The organism is Pectobacterium aroidearum, assembly GCF_041228105.1.
Classification (GTDB): domain Bacteria; phylum Pseudomonadota; class Gammaproteobacteria; order Enterobacterales; family Enterobacteriaceae; genus Pectobacterium; species Pectobacterium aroidearum.
Map to the genome: position 1 here is coordinate 1,168,815 of NZ_CP166097.1, position 18,933 is coordinate 1,187,747.

Consider the following 18,933-nt stretch of genomic DNA (forward strand, 5'->3'; position numbering starts at 1 on the left):
GGAGCTACACCGTGATTCGAATTGAACTGCCGACACTGGTTGAACGACTCAACCCTGTGTGCCGTCATATGCTGGAAGAAGCGGCGGCACTCTGTATTCAGCATCAGGGTGCGGAAATCCGCATTGAGCACCTGTTGATGAAAATGCTGGAAACTCCGCTGTGTGATGTACGCCAGATCCTCAAACGTGCGGGCGTCGATGCGGATGAGCTGTCTTCACTGCTTCTGCCTTCCTCCGTGGATAAGGAGTTTGACGCGGGCTACCCTTCATTCTCTCCTCTGCTGGTGGAGTGGTTGCAGGATAGCTGGCTGCTGGCGTCGGCGGAGTTTCAACACACGCGTTTGCGTAGCGGCATTCTGCTGCTGGTCTTGCTGATGACGCCAAATCGCTATGTGGCAGGCGCGATATCTCGTCCGCTGGCGCAGATCAACCGTGAGCTTTTACGCCAGCAGTTTGATGAGTGGGTGAAGGATTCGGTTGAAACGGAAGTCGCGGTGCAATCGGCTACAGCCGAACAAGCCGTGGCGGCGACCACGCAGTTGTCCCGCTATACCCAAAACGTAACGGAATCTGCCCGACAGGGACAGTTGGATCCGGTGTTGTGCCGCGACCATGAAATCGATCTGATGATCGACATTCTCTCTCGCCGTCGTAAAAACAACCCGATTGTGGTCGGGGAAGCGGGCGTGGGTAAAAGTGCGCTGATCGAAGGGCTGGCGCTGCGCATCATTGCGGGCGCGGTGCCGGAAAGATTGCGGGATGTCGAACTGCTTACGCTCGATCTGGGAGCGATGCAGGCTGGCGCTTCGGTGAAAGGTGAATTTGAGAAACGCTTCAAAGGTGTGATGCAGGAAGTGAAAGAGGCACCGCGCCCTATCATTCTGTTTATCGATGAAGCGCATACGCTCATCGGGGCCGGTAATCAGGCGGGCGGGCTGGATGTTTCCAACCTGCTTAAGCCAGCGCTGGCGCGCGGTGAACTGCGTACGATCGCGGCAACGACCTGGAGTGAATACAAAAAATACGTGGAGAAGGACGCCGCGCTTTCCCGCCGTTTCCAGCTTGTCAAAGTGGGGGAGCCGAATGCGGAAGAAGCCACGGTTATCTTACGCGGGCTGCGCGGCATCTATGAAAAGGCGCACGGCGTTCTGATTGATGAGGATGCGCTTCAGGCGGCGGCACAGCTGTCGGCGCGTTATATCTCCGGCCGTCAACTGCCAGACAAGGCGATTGACGTGCTGGATACCGCCAGCGCGCGCGTCGCCATTAACCTGACGACGCCACCGCGTGCGGTCAGCCAGCTCCAGACTCGCCTGCGCCAGCAGGAGATGGAAATCACCCAGCTTGAGCGTCAGGCGCGTATCGGCCTGGGCAATACCGAAGAGCGGTTAGCCGAACTGCGTGACGCCCGTGAGGCCGGCGCGGCACAGCTGGCGCAGTTGGAAGCCGATTGGCAGCAGCAGAAAACGCAGGTTCAGCGCGTGATTGAACTGCGTACCGCACTGCTGGATGACGAGCAGGCTGTCGATTTTGATGCAGCATCGGCGACGGCGGAGCTGGCCGCCTGTGAACAGGCGCTGGAAGCGCTGCAACACTCCTCCGTTCTGGTCTCCCCTCACGTTGATAAAACGCAGATTGCTGCGGTCATTGCCGAGTGGACGGGCGTGCCGCTGAACCGTATCTCACAGGGTGAAATGGATGTCGTCACGCGCCTGCCTGAATTCCTAGGCGAGTCGATTAAAGGGCAGCAGTTGGCGATTGCCCACCTGCATAAACACCTGCTGACCGCGCGCGCCGATCTGCGTCGTCCGGGGCGTCCGCTGGGGGCTTTCCTGCTGGTGGGGCCGAGCGGCGTGGGTAAAACGGAAACCGTGGTGCAGATTGCCGACCTGATGTTTGGCGGACGTAACTATCTGACCACCATCAATATGTCCGAGTATCAGGAGAAACACACGGTTTCACGCCTGATCGGGTCACCGCCGGGCTATGTCGGGTTTGGTGAAGGGGGCGTCTTGACCGAAGCCATCCGCCAGAAACCGTATTCCGTGGTACTGCTGGATGAAGTGGAGAAGGCGCACCCTGATGTCCTGAACCTGTTCTATCAGGCGTTTGATAAAGGTGAACTCGCCGATGGCGAAGGCCGGGTGATCGACTGTCGCAACGTGGTGTTCTTCCTGACGTCCAACCTCGGGTTCCAAACGATCGTGAATTACGCCGAGCAGTCGGATGTGTTGCTGGATGCGCTCTATCCCGAACTGGCGGCCTTCTTTAAACCTGCGCTGTTGGCGCGTATGGAAGTCATTCCGTACCTGCCGCTGGCGCATGACACTATGGTCGAGATTGTACAAGGCAAACTGTCGCGTCTGGTGTCTCTGCTGCAACAGCGCTTTGGCGCAGACGTCATTATTGAAGACGAGGTGCCGGAAGAGATTCTGCGGTTGGCGAACCGCAGCGAAAATGGGGCGCGTATGCTCGAATCGGTGATTGATGGCGCCTTGCTGCCGCCGGTCTCGCTACAGCTGCTGCAACGCCTGTCTGCGGGCGAACCCGTCAGCCGCATTCATTTCCGCGTCGACGCCGGCCAGTTCCAGACTGAGGTGGAGGGCTGAGTATGCAACATGCCCTCGAACTGGCGCTTGCACTCACCCGGCAGCATGACGAGGCCGGTCTGTGCGATTGGTTGCTGGAAACCATGCAGGCTGCCTGGCAGCCTCAAGGGATGCTACTGGGGATGGTGGATGTCAGCGGCAGGCAGCTGACCTGCCAGGGGCGGGTGCATGACACGCCGGTGGCGCTGAACCTGGGGGTGGATGACTTTAGCCACCCGCTGGCTTATGCGCTGCATAAGAATCAGGCGCGTACCTGGGATTCTCTCTATGGCGGCGCACGCATTGAGCACCGTGATTTTCGGCAGATGCTGATCTCTGTCGGAACGAATTGCGGGCTTCATGCGCAGCCATTGCTGTCAGACAGCGGTAAGCCGTTGGCGGTGCTGGCGCTGCTGGATACGCCGACGCGCCTGCAAACGTTGCATCAGCGCGGTGAGTGCGAACGGCTGGCACAGGTGTTTTGTCGCCAGCTTATCCTGCTGCGTGAACTGGCGCACACCCGTCGGGAGCAGGTCGCGCTGAGAGATTCGCTCCGCCAGATTAAGGATGAAGGGCAAAGCCGTCGCGAGCAGGAAAAACGGGTAGAAACGACGCTGGTGGGTCAGTCCACCGTGATTAAGGCGCTGCACCAGCAGATTTATCAGGCGGCAAAACACCGTCTTTCGGTGCTGATTCAGGGCGAAACCGGGTCAGGGAAAGATGTGGTGGCGCGTCTGCTGCATCAGTGCTCCGAGCGTGCCAGCAAACCTTTTATTGCCATCAACTGTGCCGCGATCCCGGAAAACCTGATTGAAAGCGAGCTGTTTGGCTACCAGAAAGGCGCGTTCTCCGGCGCGCAAAGCAACAAGATTGGTCTGGTCGAGCAGGCTAACGGCGGAACCCTGTTTCTGGATGAGGTCGGCGATATGCCACAGTCCATGCAGGCCAAGCTGTTAAGGGTATTGGAGACGCACAGTTTCCGTCCTTTGGGCGCGGAGAAAGAAGTGCATTCCGATTTTCGCCTGATTGCCGCGACGCATCAGCCGCTGGAGCAGCACGTGTCTGATGGCGTGTTTCGGCAGGATCTCTACCACCGCCTTTGCCAGTGTTTATTGCAGGTCGCGCCGCTGCGCGAGCGGCCAGACGATATTCGCCTGCTGTGCGAGCACTTCATCAATCAATTCGCAGACAAACAGCAAAAACACGTTGGGCCATTAAATCGGGCTTTTCTGCGCCAACTGGTGGGGTATGACTTTCCCGGCAATGTGCGGGAACTGCGTAACCTGCTGGAGGTTGCCTGCGCCCATACGCCGGACGGCGAGGCGCTGTCTCTGGCGTCGTTGCCGCCCGAGTTGCGTGAGCGGCTAACGAGTAGCACGGCGGAAGAGCAGGATCGCTACCAACACATCCACGATTTGCGTATTGCCACACAGCGGTATGAAGCGGCTGTCATTGAGGCACGCCTGCGCCAGTTTCAGGGGAACCGCCTGCTGGTGGCTGATAGCCTCAATATTCCCAAACGTACTCTTGACCACAAATGCCAGAAGCTGGAGGTAAATTGATGTTTCTGACGATGGCCCCCCTACTGTTGGCAACTGCCGCGACGCCCGATCCCGCCTGGCAGTCGTTATGGGAACAGTGCCGTAATGAGACGGCTCCAGAACTTCGGCTGGCCTGCTATGACGCGTTGGGGCGGGAAGCGGAACGTACCGGTACGCTCTCCCCGCAGGGTGATAAAACAATGGCTGGCAACACCTTTCAACTGGGGCGTGAAGCCGACAGTGGTGATATGACGCTCACCCGCGTGCTGGCTGATGGCAACACGCTGGTGATTAGCTGTGCCAGTAATATTACGCACTTGCGCTTAACGCTCAGTGAACCCTGGAAAGGGGAAGCCGTCACGTCACAGCTTGATGGCGTAACGGTGTCAGACAGCTGGTTTATTCGTAACCGCGGGCTGCTGCTGGAATCAGGGCGCGGCCTGCCAGCGATTGATGCGTTAAAGCGCTGGATTGGGCATCGAGAATTGGTGCTGAACGGGGCGGATGGTCATACGTTGCGTATCGAACTCGCCGGGCTGGGTGACGCGCTCGCGCCGCTGCGTCAGCAGTGTCACTGGTAAAGGAGGCGTTCATGCATGCACATCCCTGGTGTAAACGCCTGCAAACCTCGTTACCGGATGAGATGTTGCGCGCGGCGGTATTGCCTGACGATCCGCTCTGGGAAAAGGTCGAGACGGAGTTGGTCAAGCTGGGATCGCTGGCGCATAACCAGGTCGACCTTAACGTAGTTGCGGGTTATTGCCTGACCTTGCTGGAAAGCAAAACCAAAGACATGCGGGTACTGGTGCAGCTACTGCGCTGCTTACAGCACCCGGCCAAAGCAACACCGTTTTCTACCGCGCTGATGCTGCTGGACAGCTGGCTGGAGAGTTATTGGGCGATCGCCTGGCCTGCCAGTCCGGTTCAGAAGCAGAAGCTGATGATCCAGATTATTCGGCGTTTTGAGAGCGTGCTTCCGCGTATTGCAGAAAGCGGCTCCAGCGCAGAGCTGGAGCAATTGCAGAAATTAACGGAGCAAGTGGCGACCCGCTGGAGCGAACTGGTCAGCGACAAAGCCGCGCTGATGGATGAACTGGTGCAGGGCATTAAGCGTGCCAGACAGCGGCAGCAGGCGCAGGAACAGGCGAATCAGACGGCGAAACCGACGCCGACGGCCAGCGGCGGTGGAGCAACAGGCGGGAGTGAAACCAGCGCCAGCGTGGCCTCGACGCCAGTCAGTTCGGTAGAAATTAATTCATCCGACGAGCGCGGCTGGCGGCAAACCCAGCTGAACGTCGCGGCGCTGCTGGTTGAGCGCCATCCCGGCTCACCGATTGGCTACCGTCTGCGCCGTCACGCTATCTGGTCCGGTATTGCCACACCGCCGATGTCATCCAAGGGAAATAAAACCCAACTGGCGCCCGTCTCGGCGGATCGCGTGGATGAATACCAAAGTGCGCTGGCACAGGCTGACTTGGCGCTGTGGGAACGGATAGAACAAAGCCTGGTGCTGGCACCTTACTGGTTTGATGGCCATATGCTGTCCGCTTCAGTGGCCTCACGGTTGGGACATACCTCTGTCGCGACGGCGATTGCCGAGGAGCTTTCGGCGTTTATTCAGCGTTTACCTGAGCTGCGTGAACTGGCGTTCAGCGATGGCGCGCCCTTTTTGACCGGGAAGTGTAGCCAGTGGCTACAGTCCAGCCAGCCCGTTCGCGGTGGTGGCGGGGCACGGCAGGACGATCTGGCGACGGAGGCGGCCGCCTGCCGGGATGAGAAAGGAATTGGCGCGGCGATGCAGTTATTGGATGAACGTATGCGCCGCCTGAAAGAACCGCGTGACCGCTTTTATGCCGAGTTGGTACTGGCAGATTTACTCGCCGAAGAAGGGATGAAGTCACTGGCAGCACAGCACTATCAGCACATGTGGCAGGAAAGCCAACAATTGGGCCTGATGCAATGGGAACCGGGAATGGTCAGCCGCGTAGAGCGGTTGGCGGCATCCCGCAAAAAATAAGACATTCGGAGTGAATGGTCACTTATGTTTAAAACAATCATAACCTTTCTACGCAAGCAGTTGCCTAAACTGAAACCCTCCTGGCTGCTTTTGGGCGTGCTACTGTGGATCGTCGTGCTGGTTCTGGCCTGGTGGCTGGGGCCGCGTTTGGTGGTGGGCGAATCACGCCCGTTACAGGGAATCTGGGGCCGCGTGGTGTTCACGCTGGTCTGGCTGTGGCTGGCGTTCTCCTATAGTGCCTGGATGGTCTGGCGTCGTGTGCAGCAGATGCGTGCGGAGCGTCATGAACAACAGGTAATTGAGCAGGATCCCTTGCAGGTGTATGTCGATAGCCAGCAGACGTTTCTCGATCGCTGGCTGGAGGCATTTCAGACCCAACTGGGTAAACGCGCACTGTATGCGATGCCTTGGTATCTGACGATTGGTCTGGCTGGCAGCGGGAAAAGCAGCCTGATCCATCGTGCCAACCCGGCAAACAAAATGAACCCGAAGCTGGATGCGGAGCTGCGAGACGTGGCGGCAGGCCAGCAGGTGAGCAGTTGGGTCGGTGAGTCCGCCGTTATCTGGGACCCCAGCGGACAGCTACTCGCACAGCCTGAACTGGAAGGCGATTCACTCGGACAGCGTTATGCTCGACTGTGGCAGCACCTGCTCCAGTGGCTGAGTGAAAACCGCCGCCGCCAGCCGCTTAATGGTCTGGTGCTCACGCTGGATATTTCCTGGCTGGCACAGGCTGGCGTCGCGGATCGCAAAGCTTATGCGCAGGTCATGCGCGCGCGTTTGCAGGAAATTTCCGTCAACATCAATACGCGTTTACCGGTGTATATCGCGCTGACCCGGCTGGATATGCTGAGCGGCTTCGATAAGGTCTATCGTCAGTTAAACCGCGACGCGCGTCAGGCGGTATTAGGGGTGACCTTTACCCCGCAGGCGAGCAATGGCAAAGGTTGGTTAGAAGAGCTGGAGCGTTTCTGGGATGAGTGGGTCACGCACCTGAATGACAACCTGCCAGACATGCTGCTGACGCAGTCCGACAGAAGCGTGCGCAATTCGCTGTTCTCGTTCGTCCGCCAACTCGCCGGCGTGAAAGATTATGTGATGGAAGTGCTGACGGAAACGTTAGCGACGGGCGAGGATCGCGCGTTTCTGATTCGCGGTGTCTACGTGAGTTCTGTCTATCAGCAAGGGGTACCGTTCGACGCCTTTGCGCAGTCGGCTTCCCGACGCTATCAACTGCCTGAACCGATTAATCCTGCGCTGCGCGGGGAATCCAATACGTTCTTTGTGCAGCGCCTTTTCCCTGACGTCATCTTCCCTGAGGCCAGTCTGGCGGGTGAAAACCGGCTGCATAGCCTCTATCGTCGGCGTCGACTGAGCATTGGTGTAGGTTGCATGCTGCTTGCCAGTCTGGTGCTGATTGGCAGCTGGCACCATTTCTATCGGGTCAATGAAGAGGCCGGACGTAACGTACTGACGAAAGCGCAGGCGTTTATCGGCACCAATGAACTGGAAGGGCAGCCGGGCTACGGTTATCAGCAGTTGCCGCGGTTGAATTTGATTCGCGATGCGACCTTATCTTTTGGTAATTACCACGAACGTACGCCGATGCTGGCCGATCTTGGCCTGTATCAGGGCGGCAAGATTGGGCCTTATGTTGAAGGCACTTACCTGCAAATGCTGAACCAGCGCTTTCTTCCGGCGGTGATGCAAGGGCTGCTGGAGGATTTGAATCAGGCACCTGCCAATAGTGAGCAAAAGCTGACGATTCTGCGCGTGATGCGGATGTTGGATGATGCGTCAGGGCGTAATAAATCGCTGGTCGAACAGTTTATGGCGCAGCGTTGGCAGAAGGCATTTCCCGGTCAGGGCAATGTGCAGGAGCAGCTGATGCAGCATCTGGATTATGCCCTTGATCACACGGATTGGCACAAGGCGCGTGAGCAGAAAGATGCGGTAGCCATCAGCACGTTTGCTCCCTTTAATCAGCCGATTACGCTGGCCCAGCAGGAACTGAGCAAGCTGCCGATGTATCAGCGCGTTTATCAGAGCCTGGTCATGAAGGCGACACAGGTGTTGCCGCCGGATTTAGCGATCCGTGATGAGGTCGGGCCGACCTTTGACCCGGTGTTTTCCCTGCGTAATGACAAAGCGGGAAGCGTGCCGCGGTTGCTGACGTACCCCGGCTTTAGTGATTATTACCTCAAGCAGGACAAAGCCCTGTTAGAGCTGACGGCGCTGGATGCTTGGGTACTGGGGCAGCGTGAGCGTGCGCAGTTCAGCGAGGCCGATCGGCGTGAAATTCTGCGTCAGGTGAACGATCGCTACATTACGGATTACATCAACCAGTGGCAGAAAGTGCTGGCGAACATTGATGTGCAGACGCTCGATACGCCGGAGCAGGCGCTCGATATTCTCACGGATATTACCGGCAACGATCAGCCTTTCCAGCGTGTGCTGACGACGGTTAGTGATAACACCCGCATTCGTAAGCTGGCCGATGATGACAACGACACGGCGCAGAACATCAATACGCGGATTGGTCGTCCGTTTATGACCATCAACGCGGCGCTGAGCGGACGTGGTGAGCAGGGGCCGCTGGTGCAAGAGGTCAATCAGAAGCTGACCGATCTCTATCACTATCTCGATCAGATCGTTAACGCGACCGATCCTGGGCAGGCGGCATTGAAAGCGGTGCAGGCGCGGCAGGGAAATAAATTTGCCGATCCGGTATTCGCTTTACAGCAATACGCCCGCAGCCTTCCCGCGCCGCTGGATCGCTGGGTCGGACAGCTCGCCGGAGAGAGCGCGAGTTTGGTGACCGGGCTGGCGATGTCGTCACTGAATCAGGAATGGCTGGATAAAGTCGTCACGCCATTCAATGAGAAGCTGGCGGATCGTTATCCCTTCGACCCGTCATCGAACAAGGATGTGCCACTGTCGGAAATGGAAATGTTCTTCATGGCTGGCGGGACGCTGGACAGCTTCTATCAAACGAACCTCAAGGCGATGATGGAAAGCGGCATGCTGGAAGAAGGCATGGCGTCGCCGTTGCAGGCTGAATTGGTGAAACAGCTTGAACGCGCCACTCGCATCCGCCAGACCCTGTTTAATGCGCAGGGCAGTCTGGAAGTGCATTTCGTGCTGGAGCCGCTGGAACTGACAGCGAACAAGCGCCGCAGCGTACTCAATCTGGATGGACAACTGCTGGAATACAGCCACGGTCGTCGCCAGAAAACGCCGCTGGTGTGGCCAAACAGTATGCGTGACGGAGCTGAGAGCAAGCTGACACTGGTGCCGGACGATCGTGAGCGTTCACCGCGCAGCCTGAGCTTTAGCGGGCCGTGGGCGATGTTCCGGTTAATCAATAGCGATCAGCTGACTCAGGTGAATGAGAACACCTTTGACGTGCGTTTCTCGCTGGAGAACGGTGCGATGACGTATCGCGTGTATACCGATGCTAGCCATAACCCGTTTGCCGGTGGTCTGTTCAGCCAGTTCACGCTGCCTGACTCTCTTTATTAATTAACTCTCGGGAGCCTGTTCAGGCTCCCTATTGCTGGATGATGTGATATGCAAGATGCACAACAGGCCCTGAAAGTCGGCCGCGATCCACGGATGCTGCCGGAGTTTGACGCACTTCGGGCGGAAATTAACAAGTTGAGTCACGCGTCTCGCCCTGAAGTGGACTGGATGCTGGTGCACGATATGGCCACCACCATCTTTGAAAAGCAGGGTGTGGATCTTCAGACCGCGATCTACTTTACGCTGGCGCGTTCAAGACTGGCGGGATTGACGGGCTTCACGGAAAGCTGTGAATTTCTGGCGAACCTGATCGTCACGCAGTGGGATAACTTCTGGCCGCCGGTGCATCAGGAACGGGCGCGTATCGAGATGCTGGACTGGTTTATTGCCCGCATCAGCGAAGTGGTGCGGCAGTATGCCATCAGCCATGAGCATAAGCGGCTGGTTTACCGTTGCGAACGTGCGCTGCAACTCATGAGTGAAAAGCTGCACAACGCCGGCTTGAGCCGCATTCCTCGCGTCGAGAATCTGCTGCACTTCGTTGAAGGCTATACCCATTTGTTTGATGAAACCGAGATTGTCATTGTGTCGGACGATCAGGAATTGAAAAAGCAGGATATGCAGATTCCGCCGATGGTGTTCTTCCATTCGGATATGGAGCCCGGCGCGACGGTGCAAAGCGGAGGTTCATCAGGCTCGGGCCAGGCTCCATTGCCCGCAGGTAGCATTCTCATCGGACGGGAGAAAGGGCAAATGAAGCCGACGGTATTGAAAATTGAAGCGCATAAAAAGCAGAAACCCGCGTGGTTCTGGTTTGTCTCCGGACTGCTGACCTGTGCGTTGCCCGTGGCGGCGATGACGGGCTGGCAGTATTGGCAGGATCAGAAAGCCGATGCGCTGGCACTATTGCAGCAACCCGCGTACGCGTTGCCCGCTGCCCCCGATCATAATGACATTCGCCGGGTGAGGATTGCTCTGGGTGAACAGAAATTACAGGGCATGGAAGGTGAGTTGATCAACCGCTATCAGGCACAGTTAGAGCAGGTGAAAAATGCGTCGCCGTTTTACCTGTACCAATACGGCAACGGCTTGAAAAACGTGATGCAGCAGCTCTATCCCGATTCGCTGGCGGTGAAGGAAATGGAACGCCAATGGCAGATTGCGCTTGAACGCCAACAGGGTGATGAACCGAAAACGCTGGGTTACGAACAGGCGCGCGCCAGAGTCAACGATACCTTGCAACAACTGCTGGAACTGGAACGACAGCGCCGCACGGTGACGATCTCCTACCTGAAATCAAAGCTCTATGACATGCAAAAAGACCTGATGTCGGATGTCCCCTTCGGGATACGGCTGCGGGAACTTGAGGCGCGTAAAATCAAGAACCAGTCGCTGACGCCAGCGGAACTGCGTGCGATGGAAGACGAACTGCGCGCCTTCAATATTCGCTTATACCGTTTGCAGCAGGGTAATTCCGCCAGCTGATTATCGTGAAGGGAAAAGCGCTGAGCACATGATGAAATACAAAAAATTATTGATAGTCCTCTCGGCCTGCTGGCTGGCGTCATGTCAGGCACCGGTCACGTCGCTATCTGAAACGGAATTGGCGGCGTCAGCGAACCGCGGAAACGGTGAAGCGCAATATCAGTTGGCAAAGACACTCGCCGCGCGCTCGCAGTACACCGAGGCGATGCAGTGGATGCAAAAGGCGTCTGGCCTGTCTGAACTCCCCGCTAATACAGAAATGCGCGCTGCTGCCGCGCTTCAGGTTGGCGATTGGTATCAGGCTGGGCTGGGCGCGCCAAAGAACAGCCCGGCTGCCCGCCAGTGGTGGACAACGTCCTCGCGTCTGGGAAATGGCGAAGCGGGGCATCGGTTGGGGATGGACTGTCAGGTTCAGCATCAAGGGAAGCTGGTCGCGGCCTGTCTGAGTGCGTTTGAATCCTCTGCGGCGAATGGCTATCCCCCCGCGCAGTTGATTGTTGCCCAGTGGCACGCGACACATACCGGCGGTGAGAAAGAGGCCGTATCGTGGTTGTTGAAGGCTGCTGAACTCGGCAATCGGGATGCGCAGTACCAATTGGCGCAGCGTTACGAGCAGGGCAACGGTGTGGTGATCCGTCGCGATCTGGCCGAACGCTGGTATTTCCGGGCGGCGACGTTGGGGCAGGCACAGGCGCAGCTATGGATGGCGCGGCATGAAGACGGCGAAAATGCGCTGAACTGGTATCAAAAATCCGCGTCATCAGGTGATGCCGAAGCGCAGCTTTGGCTGGGCAAGGTATACCGCGAAGGTAAGCGCTTACCTTGGGATGAGCAAAAGGCGCGTTATTGGCTGGAGCGTGCTGCATCCGGTGGATCGGGCGAGGCAGACTATTTGCTCAGTCAAAGCCAGACAACCCATGAAAAGCGTGAACAGTATCTGGTTCAGGCCTCCTCTGCGGGCTACATCCGGGCGCAGCGCGAACTGGGTGAACGCTTGTTTAAAGCGAACGAATTTGCGCGTGCGCGTGAAGAATATGCTAAAGCTGCATCGGCAGGAGATACCGACTCCCGTCTGGCTTACGGTGAGATGCTGCGGCTGGGACAGGGCGGCAAAGAGGATTATGTTGAGGCGATGAAGCAGTACCGTCTGGCGGCAAATGACGGTAACCGCATGGCGCAGTATCGGATGGGTATGATGCGTCAGGACGGGCTGGGAGCCTCGCGCAATCGTATTCATGCCTACGCCTGGTATGCGATGGCAGCGACGGAGGGGATGCCTGAGGCCATTCATGCGCGTAACGATCTGGAGGCGACAATGCAGCCGGATGAAATCAAAGCCGGACAGCGGTTGGCGATGCACTGGTCATCGGGGAAAATAGAGTAATCCGTAGCGGTAGATCGTTGTTATCTGGTCGGATAATCGTGGCATAAATAGTGGTAATAAACAGACGGGTGTTGCGTGATAGCAACACCCGTTTTTTGTTTGTATGACTATTTTTATCGTTGGATACGCTGGCTTTGCCATTCCGGTTTATCATAAAAAAGTAAGTGACTGCTTACTCTTATTGTTATGAACATGCGCTATTTATCGCCAAATATAGTTTTTTGCTATTAATAAGCATGATTTCTATCGGTCATTCATTTCGTTAATTCATCACTAACGTAAACATTCAGAATAACTGCGCATTCTGCGCAACTTCTTGCTCACTTTCTGGTGTAAATCACTTTTTGCGCAATGTCTGCAAACGATTCGCGAGGTCTGCGCAATTTCTTGCTCAAGTTTTACTTAGGTGAAATTTTTGTTAGGTAAATTTCTTTATAAAACATAAAGATAAATCTTGGCATATGTATTGCTATACAGACGGTGAAGTTACTCATTCCGTTTAACTAGTAATCCCGTTCAACAACAAGGAGCAAGACTATGCCAACTCCATGCTATATCAGCATCGAAGGTAAAACGCAGGGCAACATCACCGCGGGTGCTTTCACGTCTGATTCTGTCGGCAACATCTATGTGGAAGGCCACGAAGACGAAATGCTGGTACAGGAATTCAAACACATCGTCACCGTACCAACCGACCCGCAGTCTGGTCAGCCATCCGGCCAGCGCGTACACAAGCCGTTCAAATTCACCGTTGCGCTGAACAAAGCGGTTCCGCTGATGTACAACGCCCTGGCGTCCGGTGAAATGCTGCCGACCGTCACCCTGAAATGGTATCGCACGTCAGTTGAAGGTAAGCAGGAGCACTTCTTCTCTACCGTGCTGACCGATTCCACCATCGTTGACATCGACTGCAAAATGCCACACTGCCAGGACCCGTCAAAACTGGACTACACCCAGTTAATCGAAGTGTCGCTGGCCTATCGCAAAATTGACTGGGAGCACACGGTTGCCGGTACTTCTGGTTCCGATGACTGGCGTGCGCCGGTCGAAGCGTAATCCTTCTATCTCTAACCCGGGCTTGCCCGGGTTTTCTGTGTTTTTCTTTGGCGCGGCGTTTCATCAACGTCATGTTTTATCAACATGATGTTTTTATCAGCGTGACTTGCGGTGTGAGCAGACTCAGACCCCAACTCAGGTTTTTATTTTCATCAGGATAGCGACATGCCGCTTCGGGGGAACCCGAGGCGTGCGGTAGCCATGGCAACGGCGAAGAAGGAGAAAGCAGGTGGCAAACAGTACAGGATTACAGTTCACCGTTAAGGTCGGTGCCCTGGCGGCAGGCACTTTTGCAGTAGTGGATTTCAGGCTGGATGAAGGATTGAACCGGCCTTTCAGCCTGTCGCTGAGTCTGGCGAGCGCACTGCCGGATGTCGATTTCGGCGCGGTGCTGGACCAGCCGTGCGAGCTGATGATTTGGTATGAAGGCGAGCTGAAGCGCCGGGTCAGCGGGATTGTCAGTGGCTTCACGCAGGGCGACACCGGTTTTCGGCGCACGCGCTATCAGATAGAAGTTCGTCCGGCGCTGTGGCGACTGGGGTTGCGCACCAACGCCCGTATTTTTCAGGCACAAAAGCCGGAAGCCATTATCAGCATGCTGCTGGAAGAGGCTGGCATCACCGACTACGCCTTTGCGCTGCGTAACGAGCATGTGGTGCGGGAATATTGCGTACAGTACCGGGAAAGCGATTTGGCGTTTGTCACCCGTCTGGCCGCGGAGGAAGGCATGTACTTCTTCCACGAATATGAAGAGGGTAAACACCGGGTGGTGTTTGCTGACGACGCCGGGGCGCTGACCAAAGGCCCTGAGCTGTTCTTCAATCTGGCGACACAAGGACTGAGCGAGGGTGAATACATTCGGCGCTTCCACTACGCAGAGCGGGTGAGCACGGCTGAAGTCGAGCTGAAAGACTATAGCTTCAAGACGCCGGCTTACGGGCTGTCGCACAAGAAGATGAGCGGTGAGCTGGAACACCAGCGTGAAAGTTACCAACATTACGACTATCCGGGACGCTATAAACAAGACCCGAGCGGCAAGGCGTTCAGCGGCTACCGGCTGGATGCGTTGCGGTCTGGAGCCGTGACGAGCGAAGGGGAATCCAACTGCGCGGGGCTGATGCCGGGTAGTACGTTTACCCTGACGGAGCACCCGAATACGACGCTGAATGCGGTCTGGCAGACGGTGAGCGTGACGCACGTCGGGCAACAGCCGCAGGCGCTGGAAGAGGAAAGCGGTGGCGAACCAACCACCATGAGTAACAGTTTTGCGGTGGTGAAAGGCACAACAACGTGGCGCGCCGCGATGCCGTATAAACCGATGGTGGACGGCCCGCAAATCGCCACTGTTGTCGGTCCGACCGGGGAAGAAATCTACTGTGACCCGTATGGTCGGGTGAAACTGCAATTCCCGTGGGACAGATACGGCGCGAGCAATGACCAGAGCTCCTGCTGGGTACGTGTGAGTCAGGGCTGGGCGGGCGGTCAGTACGGCATGATTGCTATCCCCCGTATCGGTCATGAAGTGATCGTCAGCTTCCTTGAAGGCGATCCGGATCAGCCGATTATCACCGGGCGTACCTTCCACGCGACCAATCCGACGCCGTACGTTTTGCCGGCACATAAAACGCGCACGACGCTACGTACTGATACCCATAAAGGCAGTGGCTTCAACGAGTTGCGCTTTGAGGATGAGGCGACGCGTGAACAAATTTACTATCACGCTCAGAAAGATATGGATGGTGTCATCAATAACATCCATCGGCAGAGTGTCGGGCGCGATCAGCACCTCAGCGTGGATCAGGATCAGTTCCAACGGGTTACTCGTCACCGTCACCGAACGATAGGCAAGGACGATTTTGAAAATATCGGTCAGGACCATCATCAGGAAATTGGTCGGAGCTTTATTCAGAAGATTGGTGCGTCGTTCAAACGTTTCATCGGCGGGGGAGAGATTACCCGTATCGAAGGGAGCCGTCAGACCACGATGTCCGGTTCTGAAGAGACGCTGATCGGCGCACACCAGCGTGTTCTGGTGAATACGGACAGCTACCTGAAAGCCGCCGATATCGTACTGGAAGCAGGGCAAGCGTTGACCATCAAGGCGCCGGGCGGTTTTATCAAGATTGATAGCGCGGGCGTGACGATTTCCGGGACGATTGTAAAAATCAACGACGGCGGTGCGGCTGGCGTAGGGACAGCACCGGTATCGATTACGCCAGAAGATCCGACGAAGCCCACGCTGCCGGATGCACCAGACAGACGTTAAGGAGGAACTATGCCAGGAGCTGCACGTTTAGGGGACAGCTGCGCGGGTCACGGCTGTTTCCCTGCCACCCCGATTATTGAAGGCAGTGGTGATGTCATCATTAATGGCAAACCGGCGGCCCGCAAAAGCGATGCGGTCTTACTTCACGCCTGCCCCTGCCCGAATATGCCTCACGGCGTACATAATCGTGCGATATCGGCAGGATCCGGTACGGTCATTATCAATGGCAAGCTGGCGGCGCGTATCGGCGATGCGATCGGCTGCGGTGGCTCGGTTGCCGCTGGCAGTGGGAACGTCATTATTGGTGACTCGCCTTGGAAATCGCCTGTTCATGAATGCGCAAGACAAGCAGCCATGACTCGTGCGCCTATTCTCGCGCTCGATCCGGCACTAGAATCAGAAGAATCTTTTGAAATCATCGCGATGCTTTCTCGGTAAGTTTACGTTGATGGGTTTGCTTATAACGATGGCAAAGGAAAGGCGATGAATTATCGTTACCCAATTAGAAAATCGGATGGTAAAGATTTCTCCCACCTAAATGATATATACGAATTACTAAATAAAGAGAAGCATGGCCAGTGGTTGGCTGGTAACAATGGGATGTGGCATGGAGGAATTCATATTAGCCACACTTCAGTACCATGGTCCGTGATAGCACCTGATAACTATGATAAATCCATTCCGTTGCAATCTATGGCAGGGGGAGAAGTCGTCGCATGGAAGGTAAATCAAGATTATCATCGTGAGAAACTAGGTGGGGTACAATTACAATATTCCAGCTCTTTTCTACTTACACGTACCGTGCACAAACCAAGTGCAGATTCAGCAACATGGCTGACTTTTTACACGCTTTACATGCATCTTGCTCCGCTATCGAGTTACCCCAAAAGGAAAATGTATCAAGTTACAGTTAAGGGAAACGGGCTACTAATGAGACAATATCACGGTGGAGAGATTTTCGAACAACCAGCTCCTGCAACAATACATGGTAGTTTTTTAAAAACAGGTGATAAGGTATTGATTGAGCGAGAAGAAACCTTTTTACTACGTGATAATAAAGAGATTTTTGGGCTGGCTAAGAAGATAAAAAATGGTATTCCACAGGGGCAAAAATTTTGGACTTCCGTTCGCCCGACATTTGTTGAACCGATTGGTGAACGATATGGTGAATTGCCAGCATGGATGTTAAAGGCCGTTGAACAGAAAGTTTACGATCGTGTAGTCGTGCTTCCTCAACCTTTTGAAATTAGAGCTGGAGATGCAGTCGGTTTTCTTGCCCGTGAAGATACTTTAGAAAAGAAAGGAAACATACAAACAGACTGGTTCACACATATTGAAGTTATTAGTAAAGATAAAAATATACCCAGTTTCCTTAATAACCCTGGAAAGTTAAAAAGTGGTAAGCAATATATTCGAATCAATAAGAATCAACCTCTTTACCAGAGTGAAGGACATGGGGAGAAGAGTACATTCAGCCCGTTGAATATCATGACGAAAGCGGATGCAGGAAAGATTGTATTGCGTGAAGGAGATAGTTCAGGTAAGTGGTTTAAAATACGATCGCATACATGGATTCGCCAGGATGGGGTAAAAGAGCTCACCCAGCATGATCTAGCAGAGCTGAATTTTATGGCATTGGAGCAAGTGTCAAAGAAAGACTTCCTGAATAGTATGGGGGAGGCGTGGATAGGTAAGGCGTTTCGGTGGTTTAGTGGGGAGGTTCTGCCGGAGCGAGGATTAGAATATAAAGGAATTAACGACTACTACTCGAAAATGGCTGACATGCTTGACATCAATCGTGATGGTAAGATATCTGCGATTGAAATGGTGATGATCCGTCAATCTATACTGAAGGGATTACAACATCGGAATAATGATGTGGGGGAGTTGCTGCGTCATTTGATTGTGAAGCATGAAAGCGAGTGGTTTGGTGGAAGTGGACATCTGCGTTGGAGAACGTTGTTGGAGAGTTTGTCATCTGACAATCAAGAATATATCAAAAAATGGTTGGATGGGCATGAATGGATGAGTCATATTCCTGCTTTCAGCAAAGATGAACCCATATGGCACTTTCATCCTGTAGCGTTTTTATATGCAATATCCCTCAATGACATTAAGAGGGGTAAGGTAACTGGTAAAGAGTTTGTTGAGTTTGTTTTCAATGAGGCTAAGAAGAATGAGGCTGTTTCAAATGTCCCAGCCGCAATAACAACAGCTCAGGCTATCCTTGAGACTGGTTATGGTCGCTCTGTTCCTATTGATATCTATAGTGGTGAATACAGCCATAACCTTTTTGGCATAAAAGCACATGGAAATCCTAACTTTGTTTGGGTTAATACACACGAAGTTATAGATGGTGTTAGAATAAAAATTGTTGATAAGTTTATGAAATATGATTCGTATGAATCAAGCATATCTGGGAGAAGTGATTTCTTTATTAAAAACAAAAGATATCATTTCTTGTTTAATTATACCGACCCATGTGAATGGGCTTTGGGACTACAGCATGCAGGGTATGCGACCGATCCGGATTATGCTAATAAGTTAATAAATATAATGAAGAGAGAGAAGCTTATATGAGTAGTTTTTTTTACTTTTTGCTTTTTATTTTTTATTGTTTCTCTGGCGTGGCTTTTGCTACGTGTGGCGAAATTAATTTGTCTGCGGAAGTCGAACAGGATTTACTTAAAACCTCTGATTCTGGATATATCGTTGTTGCAAGTGGGCGAGCCTATTTATATAGTGCGCCAAGTGAGAGTTGTAAATTGAAAAATACTTTCCTTATCCGTGGGGATAAAATTGATGTTTATGCGGAATATGCTGGTTTCTTTTCTATGATGTATTTAAAGAAAAATGGTGAACCAGTGATGGGATGGATCCATTCAAGTTCAGTTAAGCCAATTGGTGTTGGTATCGGACCTGATAAGTAATGTAATGAATTAGAAATGCTAGTTTGTTAGCTACTTAGGACGATTGTAAAAATCAATGACGGCGGTGCGGCTGGCGTAGGGACAGCTCCGGTATCGATTACGCCAGAAGATCCGACGAAGCCCGCGCAGCCGGATGCACCAGAC

11 protein-coding genes and 1 pseudogene are annotated in these 18,933 nt (G+C 54.3%); all 12 read left to right on the forward strand.

Going from position 1 to position 18,933, the window contains the following annotated elements:
- The first annotated feature begins 11 nt into the window (after positions 1–11).
- Positions 12–2,609, forward strand: coding sequence for a type VI secretion system ATPase TssH (gene tssH / locus AB8809_RS05250; protein WP_349854406.1), 2,598 nt, complete (start codon positions 12–14; stop codon positions 2,607–2,609).
- Between the two features lie 2 nt (positions 2,610–2,611).
- Positions 2,612–4,150 carry a sigma-54-dependent Fis family transcriptional regulator gene (locus tag AB8809_RS05255; RefSeq protein WP_300994407.1) on the forward strand — a complete coding sequence of 513 codons (1,539 nt, stop codon included), beginning with the start codon at positions 2,612–2,614 and terminating at the stop codon, positions 4,148–4,150.
- Complete coding sequence (vasI, locus tag AB8809_RS05260) at positions 4,150–4,710, forward strand: type VI secretion system-associated protein VasI (RefSeq protein WP_180779064.1); 561 nt, start codon at positions 4,150–4,152, stop codon at positions 4,708–4,710. The genes AB8809_RS05255 and vasI overlap by 1 nt, the downstream gene beginning before the upstream one ends.
- An 11-nt stretch (positions 4,711–4,721) precedes the next feature.
- Positions 4,722–6,146, forward strand: a complete 1,425-nt coding sequence (tssA, locus tag AB8809_RS05265) for a type VI secretion system protein TssA (RefSeq protein ID WP_349854407.1) — start codon at positions 4,722–4,724, stop codon at positions 6,144–6,146.
- 24 nt (positions 6,147–6,170) lie between these two features.
- Positions 6,171–9,668 carry a type VI secretion system membrane subunit TssM gene (gene tssM, locus AB8809_RS05270; protein WP_349854408.1) on the forward strand — a complete coding sequence of 1,166 codons (3,498 nt, stop codon included), beginning with the start codon at positions 6,171–6,173 and terminating at the stop codon, positions 9,666–9,668.
- Positions 9,669–9,716: 48 nt separating this feature from the next.
- Positions 9,717–11,153: a VasL domain-containing protein gene (locus AB8809_RS05275; protein WP_349854409.1), complete on the forward strand. Its 1,437-nt coding sequence runs from the start codon at positions 9,717–9,719 to the stop codon at positions 11,151–11,153.
- A gap of 28 nt (positions 11,154–11,181) precedes the next feature.
- A complete protein-coding gene (locus AB8809_RS05280; RefSeq protein ID WP_349854410.1) occupies positions 11,182–12,537 on the forward strand; it encodes a tetratricopeptide repeat protein in 1,356 nt (451 codons plus the stop codon).
- 537 nt (positions 12,538–13,074) lie between these two features.
- Positions 13,075–13,593, forward strand: a complete 519-nt coding sequence (locus AB8809_RS05285; RefSeq protein ID WP_014916345.1) for an Hcp family type VI secretion system effector — start codon at positions 13,075–13,077, stop codon at positions 13,591–13,593.
- A 229-nt stretch (positions 13,594–13,822) separates the two neighbouring features.
- A complete protein-coding gene (locus tag AB8809_RS05290) occupies positions 13,823–15,859 on the forward strand; it encodes a type VI secretion system tip protein VgrG (protein ID WP_349854411.1) in 2,037 nt (678 codons plus the stop codon).
- Positions 15,860–15,868: 9 nt separating this feature from the next.
- Positions 15,869–16,252 (forward strand): annotated as a pseudogene (locus tag AB8809_RS05295) (PAAR domain-containing protein); the annotation flags it as partial.
- 90 nt (positions 16,253–16,342) lie between these two features.
- The gene (locus tag AB8809_RS05300; protein ID WP_349854412.1) at positions 16,343–18,439 is read left to right on the forward strand and encodes a glucosaminidase domain-containing protein; all 2,097 of its coding nucleotides are present in this window, start codon (positions 16,343–16,345) and stop codon (positions 18,437–18,439) included.
- Positions 18,436–18,789, forward strand: a complete 354-nt coding sequence (locus tag AB8809_RS05305; protein WP_349854413.1) for a hypothetical protein — start codon at positions 18,436–18,438, stop codon at positions 18,787–18,789. Before AB8809_RS05300 ends, AB8809_RS05305 begins: the two co-directional genes overlap by 4 nt.
- Positions 18,790–18,933: the final 144 nt, after the last annotated feature.

Bases quoted from the DNA above. Each gene is read 5' to 3' on its own strand.
- tssA (WP_349854407.1), top strand. From the start codon at position 4,722: ATGCATGCACATCCCTGGTGTAAACGCCTGCAAACCTCGTTACCGGAT.
- AB8809_RS05305 (WP_349854413.1), top strand. From the start codon at position 18,436: ATGAGTAGTTTTTTTTACTTTTTGCTTTTTATTTTTTATTGTTTCTCT.
- AB8809_RS05275 (WP_349854409.1), top strand. From the start codon at position 9,717: ATGCAAGATGCACAACAGGCCCTGAAAGTCGGCCGCGATCCACGGATG.
- AB8809_RS05255 (WP_300994407.1), top strand. From the start codon at position 2,612: ATGCAACATGCCCTCGAACTGGCGCTTGCACTCACCCGGCAGCATGAC.
- AB8809_RS05300 (WP_349854412.1), top strand. From the start codon at position 16,343: ATGAATTATCGTTACCCAATTAGAAAATCGGATGGTAAAGATTTCTCC.
- tssM (WP_349854408.1), top strand. From the start codon at position 6,171: ATGTTTAAAACAATCATAACCTTTCTACGCAAGCAGTTGCCTAAACTG.
- AB8809_RS05280 (WP_349854410.1), top strand. From the start codon at position 11,182: ATGATGAAATACAAAAAATTATTGATAGTCCTCTCGGCCTGCTGGCTG.
- AB8809_RS05285 (WP_014916345.1), top strand. From the start codon at position 13,075: ATGCCAACTCCATGCTATATCAGCATCGAAGGTAAAACGCAGGGCAAC.
- vasI (WP_180779064.1), top strand. From the start codon at position 4,150: ATGTTTCTGACGATGGCCCCCCTACTGTTGGCAACTGCCGCGACGCCC.